We start from the raw sequence: 12,637 nt of genomic DNA on the forward strand, positions 1-12,637 counted from the left end.
AAAATATGGATGAAATATCATATGTTGTAGTTTTTCCATCTAAATTTTCAAAAAATAAAATCCCACAATTAATCACAAATATTAAAAAAATTCTCAAAATAAAAAATCAAGAGTTTAAATCTGTTAAACGTGATGGAGACATAATTTTAGTTCATGCAAATGATCCTGTGTTTGCATCATCAGCCATCAATTTACTTTTTGGGATAGAAAAAACTGCTATTGCAAGACAAGCAAAGAATGATTTTCAAAATATCATATCTGAAATTACATCTATTGGTGGTAATTTACTCTTGAAAGGGGAAAAATTCCTAGTCAAAGTTGAAGGAATCGCAAAAGGATTTGTTACAAAGGATGTAGAAATTGCTGCAACATCAAACATTATAGAAAAAAAAGTAAATTTGGGTGCACAACCAGGAACAGATGAAAATTTTGATAAATTACTATACACATATCTTACAAAAAATAATGCATACATCTGTATTTTTTTAGATATGGGTAAAGGAGGAATTCCATATCAATCACAAAAAGAAAAAACAATTTGTGCAATATATGATGAAATTTCAGCAGTTTCTTGTTATGAAACTATCAAACAAGGATATGATACAAAAATTATAGTTTGTTACAGACAAAAATCAGAAATAATGAATCTTGCAAAGATAGTTAATCAAATTATTCCAAGATTAGTACAAGAAAAAATGGATATTGAATTCTTGCAAATTAAAATCAATCCTAACGGAATAAAAAATTATTTAATTTTTGTAAATACGGTATTAGAGATCTTATTACATTATACTAACAATCGTATATCATTAGCATTATCTCCACTAGTTTTTTCATCAGACTTTATTGATCATTCATTAAAACAAGTGTTTGAAAAAAAGAAAATTCCAATTCTTCCATTATCTGGGATAGATTCCAGTTTGTTTCATGAAGCAAAAGAAATAGGGTTGGAAAAAAATTTGAAAAAATTAGAAAAAATAGTCACTATTTCAACAAACGAAATACCCTCATTTTCAAAAAAAGATGTTGAATCTGCACTCAAAACGAAGAAAAAGATCACGATTCAGATTGGTCCAAATAATGTTCATGATATTTTAGATTCTCTAGAGAATCATTGAGAATTTAAACAGCATATTTGGTTTGATATTGTGCTCAAAATAGGAGAATTCATCTATCCGTGGGGAAGTGGTCATTATTCTCGAATGATGAGGCTAAATGAGGTTTTAGGCGAATATGTCAAAGAAGAGTTTGAGATTCATTTCTCAAGCAAAGATCACGTGTATGAAAAACTATTAAAAAAATTCCCTGATCAGAAAGAAAAAATTCACGAGATTTTGATGCCAACACCAATTGATGGTAAGTTTGGTCCAAGTGTTTCAATGTCTTTGATGAATTTGTTACTTCCAATATCAAAAAACCCTCCACTAGTTAGGCAAATTGCAAATTATTTGAAAGAAGAAAGAAAACTCTACAACAAAGAAAAATTTGATTTGGTAATTAATGATGGAGATATGGGGTCAAATATTTTAGCAAAGAATAGAAATATTCCAAGTTTATTTGTAACAAATCAATTTCGACCTAAACTATACAATTCTAGATCCTATCTTTATCCATCGCTCATTTTTGTTGCAAAGCAAATTGCCAAAGCATCAAAAATTCTTGTTGCAGATTCACCACCACCATATACAATGTGTGAATATAATTTGAATTTCATTAAAGAGGTAGAAGAAAAAATATCTTATGTAGGTCATTTTACAAATAGTATAAAAATTAAAAAAGAAAGTGATTCAAATCTTGAAAAATTAGTTAAAAATAATGAATTTGGGTATTGGATGAGAACCGGAAATAAATCAACTAATGATGGTACTGGTCAGAGATATGAAAAAGTATTTCAACAAGATGAAATGAGAAATGAAAAAAGAATTATTTCACATGCAAGAAATGATCCTAACATAAATTCGGTGGTTGGAAAAGATGGAAAACAATATTCAATTACAGAAGCGTTAGAGAAAAATATTGATTGGATTCAGATTGATATTGGTTTTCTTTCAGAACAGGAAAAAGATACAATTTTGAATTTATGTAAATATGCAGTTGTGAATGGTTCTCATACAGTAATGGGTGAGATTATGGGTGGAAAATCAAAGCCAATAATTGGAATTCCAATTTATGATGAGCATACTAACAATATTAGATGGGCCGAAGAAAAGAATCTAGGCATATTAGCCATTAAAGCAAATGATGTGATCAAAGGCATATCAAAAATTAAAGAAAATTATCAAGAATTTGAGGATAGTTTGAAAGAATTCTCAAAGAATTTTGTTCCTAATGGAGCAGAAAATTCAGCAAAAATTGCTGCTGATACACTAGAGGAAAAGAGATAATACATTATTTTGATCATTTTGTTCGTCTGGCACGCGGGATTTCGATGGGCGAACGGACCGAAAGGGATGATGAAAAAATCCGCGTGTCGGACTCTATCGATCATTTAAGATTGTGGGAACGCTTTTATGGAAAAAATTAAGCCAGAACATCAGTGCCTAACTGTCCAGAATGTACATCACGAGAAAAAAAGAAAATAGAAGCAAAATACATAGAAGATTTTCCTGAAGAAGAAGATAGAAGTAGAGATGCTTTATTCAAATTATTTGATGAAATTGACATTCCAATGAAAATGGATGAGAAGAATAGAAGACATTTCATTTGTAAAAGATGTGGCTTATACGCTACAAGAGAAGAAATTTCAGATATCAGATTCAAATTAAATCAAAAAGAGAGAACACGTGATGACAAACATGATGACTATCTAGAATGGTGGTCAAAAAGTAAAAAAGAAAAAGCTGAAAATTAGAGTGGATTTACCATGGTAAAAAAGAAAGAAGACGAAATTCCAGAATGGGTTACTGACGAAATTCAGAATGCAAAATTTAAGAAACCTGAAGAGCTAAAAAAACAAGGATATATTTTAGAATTTTATTACGAAGATAACAAAATTGATGTTCAATTGTATGATCCTGTAGAAGATGGACGACATATTGTAACTATGGATGTTCCAAAGACAATCAAGATGGATGATTTGTTAAAGGGTGAAGTTTATGAATTTGTATTTGACCAACATAAAGCTCCATTAAGTAAAAAAGTATCAGAATTTCTAGAAAAAGAAAAAGAAATTGATATGAAAGCAATTTATCAATTTGATTTAAAATCACTAGAATTGTTAGATGTAGGCTCAAGTGAAACTACAGATGACGATAGTGAAGAATAATCTTATTTTATAGAATCTAATTGTTTTTTGAATGCTTTTCCTAAGATAGGGTTGATCAAATAAGGAAATGTAGTTTTGAACCAAACTGCACCTCTAACTACAGTCGGTACAATGATTTCTAATCTAGAAGAATTTGCAGCCTTCAAAATAGCTTTTGCAACAGTTTTAGAACTAAGTGAAGTTGGAGAAAATTTTGGCATTTTTTCAAATGAAGGATGTTCAAAGAAATTTGTTCTAACCATAATTGGACTAACAACAGTTATTCCAACTCCAGAATTTTTTAGTTCATGTTTCAGGCCTTCTGAAAATCCCAACATTGCAAATTTTGATGCACAATATGAAGCAATTCCTGGTAAACCAAAGCTTGCAGCAACTGAAGCAACATTAACTATATGACCAGATTTTTTTTCTAACATTGACGGAAGAAAATTTTTAATGCAATAAATCATTCCAAAATAATTTGTTTCCATCTGTGATTCTATATCATCAATACTTAGATCTGATACAGAACCATATATTGCAAAACCTGCATTATTAACTAAAATATCTACAGAGTTAAATTTCTCTAAAACCAATTTTGACATTTCTTTAACTTGTTCTTTATTTGATACATCACATTGACATACAAGTGTAACAACATTGAATTTTTTTAATTCATCTGCAACTTGTTCAAGTTTTTCTTTGGTTCTTGAAACTAAAACTATGTTAGCACCTTGTTTTGCAAATTCTATTGCAGTATCTTTACCAATTCCGGATGATGCGCCAGTGATTAAAACAACTTGATTTTTGAATTTCACAACTCAAAAAAAATTGTTTTTAGATAAAGTGGTTTCTATTAGGTATTTTTTGTATATAAACAACAAATTAGACTGAGATTTAAGAAATTATTTTTCATGTAATTTTCCAATTATAGCACCAGCTAAGTGAATCATTCCTAAAATTATCAATGACCCCAATAAATGGACTAAAACTGATACCTCGAAATTAGATAATTGAGGTGCTTCATTACTTACAATAAACCAGAATATAGGCTCAAAAATCGGTTTAACCCAATTGTTTCCTGCAAGTCCTAGAAAAATTGTCAAACTTCCGATTGTTTTAGAACCTAAGAAAAAAGCAACATATGGATTTTGATAATTCTTTTTTACATCATAAATAATTACCATAACTCCAAAAACTGAAATGATTGCCCATACAACAAAACTAATTGAATAGATGTTTGTAAACAATAGAGTAACTAGAACATTTGCTACAGTAAAGGCAATAGACAAACTGGATACATATCGTGTTTCTTTGTAAGCACCATAACCTGCAACAATAAGCCCACTTACTATTGGAAGCAAAGTGATTGGTAAAATTGTTTGTTCCATTAGTCACTTCAGATTATTTTGTTCGGAATATTTATGAAAAGTTGATTTCATTTTTTTGTTTCTTTTCTTCTAGTAATTTCCCCATCAACTTCTTGAAAAAGTCTCTCTAATTCTGTTAAAGAAAATCCAATTTTGTCATTTGGCATCAAATTCTTAATTAATTGAGGATGTTTTTCTGTTCTTTTTCTAGTGTCTTTGATTTCTTGTCTTAATTGAGATAATTCATCATCTGTTTTTTTCTCTAATGAATCTATAATTTTGTCTATATTTTTTTTCATAGTTTTTCGTGCTTTATCAGTTTCTTTTGTTAATTCAAGAAATGATACTCCTGTAAATTTCATTTTTTGTTCCCAAAATGATTTATCTTCATCAGATTCTTCTTTTTTCTTTTTCAAAAAATCAAACATTAAGTAAAATACGAATACTCACAAGATAAGCATTACGTATGCTAATTTGAAATCATTTTGTTTTATCAATATCAATATGACAAATATCTCTTAGATAGTTTCTATATCTTTCATGTTTAGTATGACAGTCAGAACACAAATCAATGCTGTGAGGTTTGCCATTTTCATCAGGTGCCTCAACTATATGATGTTCAGTTAATTCAACTCCCTTTTGTTGACACATAGGGCATTGTCCAATATGCATAATTTTTATGATTAGAACTAAGAATTAAGAATTTTGTAAAGATGATTTAAATCAGATATTCTTATAAAATGAATTTCATATTTGAAACTATGCCATCTTATGATTTATTGCTGAAAGAGAGATATGAATCAATTCGTTCACAACTAGTTTCTTTAAAGTCTACAATATCATTACTAAAGCACAATTATTGGACAATATATTCAAATTTTTCTTCAAAGAATACTGTACCACCTTTCATATTTCCAACAATGACTTTCTCAACTCTTGAAGATTATTTAGAAAAATTAATTTTAAATTGTTTAGCATCAGATCCAACAAAAAATATTTCAAAAATATTTAGTTCACAAAATGAATTATCCGATAGGTCAAATGAATTATTGACTGAAATTGTTAGAATGTATACATCGTTAACACAAAGGATAGCAGGAACAGGATTGATGAATCAAATTGAAACACATAGTATTTCACAATTTGAACAGGGTACATCTATCAAATCTTATCAGGCGGTTGATGCATTATCTTATGATCTTGTAAACAGAATATTAGGAAAAAAATGGATGACAGATAATTCGTATATTCCATTTTCAATTTTTGATTATGAGGGATATTCAATGAATCCTTTAAGCTATGTAGCAACTTTACCATATCCTGATACATTTCGAAGTAGATTTTGGCCTGTTATGGCACACGAAATTTCACATATACTAGTATATACTGAAGTTCAAAAACTTTCAAAGAAAAAATTGGAAACTATACGAGAACCAAAATCTTTAGGAGAATTATTATTTTATTCAATAGAAGAATTATTAGATATTCTAAAATTAAGACATGATGAAAATAACAGTAATACTGCATATAGTCAAATTACGGAATTATTTTGTGATATAATTGCGACATATACATGTCCAATTTTATTTATTACTGGAACACTCAATCTTCGTCATTATTTGGAACCAGAACAACATAGTTTGCTACAAGCGTTACAAATTGCTACTCATCCGCCATCAGATTCAAGGATAATTGCAATGAAAACTGTCCTGGATCGAAATAAAATTTTGAAAAATGATTCTATTTTCCAAGAATATGCAGAATCAGTGTTGGATCTTAATAATGAAAAGAATTCCAAATTGATTGATTTGAATTCATTTCTATTTCTTACAGAATATAATGAATTTGCTGCTAAACTTGCAAACAAAGTTGTAAATTATCTAGAAAAATCATCCATACAGGGTTTAAAAAGTTCAGAATGGAAATTGTTGTTGAATGGAACTAGTGATTTACTCGGACGCTCGCCTACAATGGCAATGAATATTCTTTGGCAGAAACGACTAAAAACCATCAAAAAGGACACCAAAAAAAGCATGATTCAATATTTTAATTCGAGACATACCGAATTCCAATTACTCGAAAATTTCATTAATTCTGCTTATCAATACTATGTTGGAAATATATTTCCAAAAATAGAGGAAAAAGGAAGATATGACGTACGGATTAATACTTGTTAAAGGAATTTCTAATAAAAGAGATCAAACTCTTACATTATTAGATAAGCTTATTGGCGATCAATCTTATAAAAATCAAACAGGAACAGAGATTGAACATGTTTTTGTAAGTTTTGGTTGGCCAGATATTGTTTTACTAATTAAAGGAGAAAATATAGAATTAATTAAAAATTCAATTATCCGAATTCGTGATTTAGTTGGAGAACATGGAGATAATCTTGAAACTTCTACAATAATTTGTACTACAATAAGTGAGTTGAAGGATAAAGAAAAAGCACTGTCAAAATTATAAACAGTATTTTATCCAGACTAAAAATAAATATTGAAAAAGATCTAATTACTTTTTCAATATATTTTTGGTATTTTGTTTTATTAGTTTATAGATTGTTTTCTTACCATGTTTTTCACGTGCTATTAAATCAGCAACATGTAGTCTCCATAGATAAGCAGATTCTGTGTTTCTATTTCTTTTTGTCTTTTTTCCAACTTGTTCAGCTGTTAAACCATTAGGAGATGTAGCAAGTGCTCTCAATGTTTTTTCATATGTACTAAATGATCTTTTAGCTTCGGCATTTTTTTGCATCTGAGATGTTATTGAATTAAGAGTAGAAGAAAGTGTTTTGCTTGTCTGAATTGTCCAAGGATTAGCATTTCTATCATACACACTTAACATACTGTTGGATGCAGGAGATGTATCACGAATAAGTGACGAATTTATAGAATTTTGTGTAGTTAACATATTGTCTTTTATTTCTGTCATTATGTTTCGTAATTCAGAAAGAGTCTTTTCTTGTTTTCCTAAACGAGTTTTTATCAATTTTATCTCATTTTGAAGTTTTTGAGATGTAGTATTGTGTCGCATCTGTCTAGACAATTTCGACAGAAGTATATAAATTTAGAACAGAATTGATTAGACACAGACTAATAGTTTTATAGACAATTATGCCTACTGTAAGTCTATATACATCATATATAAGATACACAAAATGGTTAAAACTTTACGAATTTCAGATGACAAATTACATAAAGAATTAGTTCGAATTCAAGGCCAAATTCAATCCAAATCAGGAGAATCAACTAGTATGGATGATGTAATTGGAGAATTAGTTAAAGAGTATAGAAAAAAACACAGATAATTAACGAATGCTAAATTTTGTAGATAAGATACCTTCTGAATGATAAAAAGTTGATTTACATTTAGAACATTTTCTGTCTAATTCATCAGCATAGTTATGTTTGAAATTTTTTAAATAATTTGAATTACAAAGTGGACAAATACCAGCTTTGTAAAAATTAACGGGATAAGGTTGTGAGTAACGATTTTCATTCTTTGGAAATTTAATCATAAGAAAACCTTCAGGAAAATCACTTGGTTTTAAAATCCACAAATTGTCTAATGCAGATGTTTTTAGTTTTTGTTTGTCTAGATGAATATTAAGATAATTATTCAGATATTGATGTGCATTTTTAATATCAGATATATAATATTCTTTTTCATTATTTCTTTTATTTTCTTTTACTATATCTAAAATTCCATCATCTTGAAGTTTTTTTCTAATACTTCGTACAGTATTGCTAGAAAGATGTGGTAAGCGTTCTATCATAAATTTATCGGATATATTCCAGCCTAGATTTTCTTTAGCCTTTATTGCACAGTCAAGGAAATGAAAAATGCCAATTGCCTTATTAGATTTTGCTTGGTTTGATTCAATGTGGTTTGGTTTACCAATTTCATTTTTCATAACTAAGTATTGTTATTTTATTTAATAAATTTAGAATGATTACACAAAAGACAATATCGTTAGAAGACGAGTTATGGAAAAAAATAGACAGAACTCGCGGAGATATCTCGAGAAGTAGATATATCGCTAATATTTTAGCCGATTCTCTTGATAAATCTACAAAAAAATCACATGGAGGTGAAATTTGTGACTGAAAACAGAGATTTTGACGAAGAATGGACTTTCATTCATGTGAAAAAAAGAACAAAGCGAAGATTCAAGAATTTTGGAAAAATGGGAGAGTTACAGGATAATTTAGTCAATCGAATGATGGATCATATCGATAAATGCGACAGGTGGTGGAATCATGAATAAATCCTCTTACAGGATTAAAGTGAAACCATTTCTTTGGGAAAAGCAATTACTTCTTTCTTTAGATTCAAAATGGGTTGATGTGTTTGGATCGATCCCTTCATTTGATGTAGAAGTTAAAGAAGGGAAATTGGTACTGGTTGGGCCTAAACTGCGATCTAGAGGTGGAAAAAATGGTTAATACTGTAACATCCAAACAGATCGCTAAAACAAAAGGTCATACAAAAGATTATTTTTTTGAATCAGTCATGATAGATGCCAAACCAAGATTATTGACATATGATAAATCTACAAAACAAATTTCAATTCTTGAAAGTATTGAGAATGATGATAATGTCATTATTCCTCTAAAAGAATTCCAATGTGGATATCGTCCATACTCGTTTTCCCAAAGTGAGATTGATAATCTACTGAATAGAGTGATTACAAAAGAAGAATTACTTGATACAATCAAAGTATTAGTTGACAAGTATATTGTTGCAGATGATATTGCAAAATATCTAATCCAAATTGATATTATGCTAAGTTATTGTCAAGAGTGGATCACAACTTTACATTTTCCTTACAGTGTAGGGGATACTGAATCAGGCAAAAGTACAATATTACATATAGCTTCTTGGATATGTTATAGATGTCATCTGGGAGAGGACATTCCTATGGCAGACATCTATAATTTTCTAGGAAAAGATGAAGAGGCTTGTGGAACAATTGCGGAAGATGAAGCACAGGGATTAGATCCTCGTGATGAAAAGATGCGTATGTACAAGAGTTCTTACTCTAAAGGTTCTACAAAGGCACGAATATTAGGTGCAGACACATCTGGAAAACAACAAGTTTTCTACAAAACATTTTGTCCAAAGTGGTTTGCAGGCGAAAAAATACCTACCGATAAGGGATTTGTTGAAAGATTGGCCGTAATTCATATGATTTCAGGCGTGCCTGAGAGTAACATAAAACGACCTTCCAAAGACGAAATGAAAGAATTGAATAATCTACGGAACAAATTACTTGTTTGGAAATTACAAAATATAGAAACTAAATTTTCTAACATTGATTCTAATTTTAAGAATAGAGATGCAGAACTCTGGGATGATTTTTTGTGTGTTGCATATAATACAAAATATTTTAAAAATGCCAAACAAGTTGCTGAAAATTATGTTACTCAAAGACAAGATGGAATAAGAAATAGTTTTGAAGCTAGATTATTCAAAATTATTCTTACTTGTCTAGATGATAATTTAGAGGTTAAAGCACTAACGTTATGGAATAAAATAACTAAGAATAATTCAGAATTATCTGGAACATTAGACGAGAAAACTAGAAAGGCATTCTATCCAGATGAGTTCGGAGTAAAGTTAACTCTCAATTCTCTATCACGAATGCTAGAACATACATTTCATTCCAAAAAGAAGATAAGAAATATCAAAAAAGATACAAAATGGAGTAAAGTTACATCATATTCATTTACAAAAGAGATCATTGATGCATTTGTTTACAAGTATGGAATTACATTAGAAACTACCATGTGTGTTTATAGTGGTCCAAGTGGTCAAGGTAGTCAAATGCTTTCTTTACAGTAAGACCACTTTGATAACCTTGACAACTATTTTTGGTACGGTGTTTTGATAAAATTATTTTATTCCTGTATACACACCTAGTGATTAGGGATGTTAATTTCTCTGAATGACGTGGAGATTTACAGCCGTAATCATTTTCTACTTTGACAGGGAGTATACACCTAGAAAATGTTGAATTTATTGAATTTTGTTAGGTTTGAAATGATTTCGTTTCCTACAATTGATGGTTCGAAACTTGATTTGTGTGTCAACCTAGATTTTAGATGATTTTCTTGAATTTTCTTAGGAACAATCATGAGTTTGTTTTCTACAATTAAGGTTCAATCATTTCATTCTGTTCTTAACATGGTGTATACACTTGGAATTCACTAACTCTATCGTGTTTTGTTAGGTTTGAAATCATTTCTAATTCTACAATTAATGGTTTGAATTCGATTCTAGGTATGAATTATAGTAATCTTAGTCACCATAACAATATTTTTCACTTGAATATTTTAGATTGATATACATCTGAATAGCATTTTTTGCACTCTCCAAATAACAAAATCCAACAATCATGAAATGCTGATTCACAATTCATGAAGTTTCCTCATTTGGTTTTGGAGTAGACAATGGTTTGTCAATTAATCCATTTCCTACCTCTGAACATCTTGTTTGGTATTTACAAAATTTACACAAACCAGATACTTCACCATTTGGAATTACACTATCTATCTTTGCACTCTCAATCTCTTGGATTCTAGTCTTTATCCAATCAGTCAAGTCCCTTTTTTCTACCTTGTATGTTACAATATCAGACATGTCTGCATAGACAATGTTTAGATTCTCAACAGGCATGTATTCTGAAAACATTGTATCGTATACCTGAAGTTGTAAAATATGCTCAGGTTTTGGCAAGAATCCTTGCTTTATTTGCCATTTAACAAACTTTGTTGTTTTAAGATCAATGATTGTTTTTGTTTTCCAATCATACATGTCTAGTCTTCCTGCAACTGTTGCAATTTTTTTGTCCTTTAATGGAACATAGTATTCCATATCCATCTCTCGCCATTTGTATGCATATGTCATGTTGTGTAAGAAATCCCCTCTGACTGTTGCCCACATTGATTCAAGTGTTGTATCTGCGAGTAATTCCTCTTGAGGAATTCCTTGTTGTTTGTACAAAGATTTTCTTTGACAACCAACTAGTTCGGTTACAGAATATCTTGATTTTGGATTAAACTTTGATAGTCCATTTCGTTTTTCTAAAAAATTAACGATTCCTTTGGGAGTATCAATCTCCTCTGCTAAAGCGATTTGGTCGCCACCCATTTGTTTTGAAATTTGTTGTTTCATACATAATATTTGAGGCTACAAGCGATATCCTTTTAATCGTATTATACGAAAATATATCGTATAAGATGGTAATCCATATCGCACTAGTAGGCAAAGAAACTGGACATATCTGGGCAGGATTAAAAGAAATTATTCCTGCAGATAAATTATATCTTTTACACAGTCCTAATACAGATTCGATAAAATTTGCAGACAAGGCAAGGCAATTAAAAAAAGAAGTTGAAAAAAGATTTTGTGAAACAGTTCTTGTAAAGATTAATGCATTTGAGATGATGAATATTTTAGATGTAATTGACAAGATTGTCTCAGATGAAATTAAAAAAAGCAATTATGATTTAGATACAATAGACTTTGCAGTAGGAGTTACTGGTGGTACTAACATTATGGCATCAGGTGCGACACTTGGTGCAATGCTTACAGGTACTAAAGCATACTATGTACAAGATAGTAGAGTTGGACCAAAGCGAAAAAAATATGCTGAATTTCTACCAATACCTCCAATTAACATAATTCGTTCACTATCAAAATCACATCAAAAGATTCTGCAAACATTGGAGAAAGGATCATTTGAGTGGAAAGGAGAAAAACAATTAGGTGTAATGAAAAACAAAGACCTAGAAAAGAAACTAAAAATGCGTACATCATCATTAAACTCTGCAATTAAAGAATTAGTAAAGAAGAGATTTGTAGAAACTGAACGTGGAGTTCCTGTAATCAAATTCAAAAAAGGTAGTGCAGATCAAAAACCAATACAAGTAGAAGAAAGATTAGAGAATCAAATGTTAGTAAAGATAACTGATTTGGGAAGGATACAGGCAAAAAAAGCCTCTCTACGTAAATAATC

18 protein-coding genes are annotated in these 12,637 nt (G+C 29.9%); 11 read left to right on the top strand and 7 right to left on the bottom strand.

Translation table 11 applies throughout. The features are described from left to right. Positions 1 to 5: 5 nt before the first annotated feature. The 4 genes from K5781_RS03875 to K5781_RS03890 all read left to right on the top strand — a co-directional run bounded on the left by K5781_RS03875 (position 6) and on the right by K5781_RS03890 (position 3,265). Positions 6 to 1,118: a thiamine biosynthesis protein gene (locus K5781_RS03875; RefSeq protein ID WP_297440930.1), complete on the top strand. Its 1,113-nt coding sequence runs from the start codon at positions 6 to 8 to the stop codon at positions 1,116 to 1,118. A 30-nt stretch (positions 1,119 to 1,148) separates the two neighbouring features. Then, positions 1,149 to 2,384 (top strand): glycosyltransferase, encoded by a 1,236-nt coding sequence (locus K5781_RS03880; RefSeq protein ID WP_297440932.1) that lies wholly within the window; start codon positions 1,149 to 1,151, stop codon positions 2,382 to 2,384. Between the two features lie 152 nt (positions 2,385 to 2,536). After that, positions 2,537 to 2,851 (top strand): hypothetical protein, encoded by a 315-nt coding sequence (locus K5781_RS03885; RefSeq protein WP_297440934.1) that lies wholly within the window; start codon positions 2,537 to 2,539, stop codon positions 2,849 to 2,851. Positions 2,852 to 2,863: 12 nt separating this feature from the next. Then, complete coding sequence (locus K5781_RS03890; RefSeq protein WP_297440936.1) at positions 2,864 to 3,265, top strand: hypothetical protein; 402 nt, start codon at positions 2,864 to 2,866, stop codon at positions 3,263 to 3,265. Positions 3,266 to 3,267: 2 nt separating this feature from the next. On the opposite strand, the gene K5781_RS03895 is transcribed toward K5781_RS03890, so the two are convergent. The 4 genes from K5781_RS03895 to K5781_RS03910 all read right to left on the bottom strand — a co-directional run bounded on the left by K5781_RS03895 (position 3,268) and on the right by K5781_RS03910 (position 5,265). Beyond that, positions 3,268 to 4,062, bottom strand: coding sequence for an SDR family NAD(P)-dependent oxidoreductase (locus K5781_RS03895; protein WP_297440939.1), 795 nt, complete (start codon positions 4,060 to 4,062; stop codon positions 3,268 to 3,270). Positions 4,063 to 4,149: 87 nt separating this feature from the next. Further along, a complete protein-coding gene (locus tag K5781_RS03900) occupies positions 4,150 to 4,635 on the bottom strand; it encodes a hypothetical protein (protein WP_297440941.1) in 486 nt (161 codons plus the stop codon). Between the two features lie 47 nt (positions 4,636 to 4,682). Continuing rightward, entirely contained in the window at positions 4,683 to 5,042 is a 360-nt protein-coding gene (locus tag K5781_RS03905) for a hypothetical protein (RefSeq protein WP_297440943.1), read from the bottom strand. Between the two features lie 52 nt (positions 5,043 to 5,094). After that, positions 5,095 to 5,265 (bottom strand): hypothetical protein, encoded by a 171-nt coding sequence (locus K5781_RS03910; protein WP_297440945.1) that lies wholly within the window; start codon positions 5,263 to 5,265, stop codon positions 5,095 to 5,097. A gap of 110 nt (positions 5,266 to 5,375) precedes the next feature. Between K5781_RS03910 and K5781_RS03915 the strand changes: the two genes are divergently transcribed. Both K5781_RS03915 and K5781_RS03920 read left to right on the top strand, forming a co-directional pair. Then, positions 5,376 to 6,791 (top strand): hypothetical protein, encoded by a 1,416-nt coding sequence (locus tag K5781_RS03915; RefSeq protein ID WP_297440947.1) that lies wholly within the window; start codon positions 5,376 to 5,378, stop codon positions 6,789 to 6,791. Then, the gene (locus K5781_RS03920) at positions 6,766 to 7,080 is read left to right on the top strand and encodes a hypothetical protein (protein WP_297440949.1); all 315 of its coding nucleotides are present in this window, start codon (positions 6,766 to 6,768) and stop codon (positions 7,078 to 7,080) included. Before K5781_RS03915 ends, K5781_RS03920 begins: the two co-directional genes overlap by 26 nt. A 45-nt stretch (positions 7,081 to 7,125) precedes the next feature. On the opposite strand, the gene K5781_RS03925 is transcribed toward K5781_RS03920, so the two are convergent. Beyond that, on the bottom strand, positions 7,126 to 7,650 hold the full coding sequence (locus K5781_RS03925; protein WP_297440951.1) for a hypothetical protein: 525 nt from the start codon (positions 7,648 to 7,650) through the stop codon (positions 7,126 to 7,128). Between the two features lie 124 nt (positions 7,651 to 7,774). Here K5781_RS03925 and K5781_RS03930 point away from each other — a divergent pair, with 124 nt between their 5' ends. Next, positions 7,775 to 7,924, top strand: coding sequence for a hypothetical protein (locus tag K5781_RS03930; RefSeq protein WP_297440953.1), 150 nt, complete (start codon positions 7,775 to 7,777; stop codon positions 7,922 to 7,924). Here K5781_RS03930 and K5781_RS03935 read toward each other — a convergent pair whose 3' ends face one another. Continuing rightward, positions 7,925 to 8,530 carry a hypothetical protein gene (locus tag K5781_RS03935; RefSeq protein WP_297440956.1) on the bottom strand — a complete coding sequence of 202 codons (606 nt, stop codon included), beginning with the start codon at positions 8,528 to 8,530 and terminating at the stop codon, positions 7,925 to 7,927. Between the two features lie 186 nt (positions 8,531 to 8,716). Here K5781_RS03935 and K5781_RS03940 point away from each other — a divergent pair, with 186 nt between their 5' ends. Genes K5781_RS03940 through K5781_RS03950 form a run of 3 tightly spaced genes read left to right on the top strand, consistent with a single transcriptional unit; the run spans position 8,717 to position 10,461 of the window. Next, positions 8,717 to 8,884: a hypothetical protein gene (locus tag K5781_RS03940; RefSeq protein WP_297440958.1), complete on the top strand. Its 168-nt coding sequence runs from the start codon at positions 8,717 to 8,719 to the stop codon at positions 8,882 to 8,884. Then, a complete protein-coding gene (locus K5781_RS03945; RefSeq protein ID WP_297440960.1) occupies positions 8,877 to 9,062 on the top strand; it encodes a hypothetical protein in 186 nt (61 codons plus the stop codon). Before K5781_RS03940 ends, K5781_RS03945 begins: the two co-directional genes overlap by 8 nt. Continuing rightward, complete coding sequence (locus K5781_RS03950; RefSeq protein WP_297440962.1) at positions 9,055 to 10,461, top strand: hypothetical protein; 1,407 nt, start codon at positions 9,055 to 9,057, stop codon at positions 10,459 to 10,461. The genes K5781_RS03945 and K5781_RS03950 overlap by 8 nt, the downstream gene beginning before the upstream one ends. Positions 10,462 to 11,034: 573 nt before the next feature. Here the strand turns inward: K5781_RS03950 and K5781_RS03955 are convergent. Further along, positions 11,035 to 11,793, bottom strand: a complete 759-nt coding sequence (locus K5781_RS03955; protein ID WP_297440964.1) for a PD-(D/E)XK nuclease family protein — start codon at positions 11,791 to 11,793, stop codon at positions 11,035 to 11,037. A gap of 65 nt (positions 11,794 to 11,858) precedes the next feature. Here K5781_RS03955 and K5781_RS03960 point away from each other — a divergent pair, with 65 nt between their 5' ends. Then, a complete protein-coding gene (locus K5781_RS03960; RefSeq protein ID WP_297440965.1) occupies positions 11,859 to 12,635 on the top strand; it encodes a DUF6293 family protein in 777 nt (258 codons plus the stop codon). Positions 12,636 to 12,637: the final 2 nt, after the last annotated feature.

It is taken from the genome of Nitrosopumilus sp. (genome assembly GCF_025699255.1).
Lineage (GTDB): Archaea > Thermoproteota > Nitrososphaeria > Nitrososphaerales > Nitrosopumilaceae > Nitrosopumilus.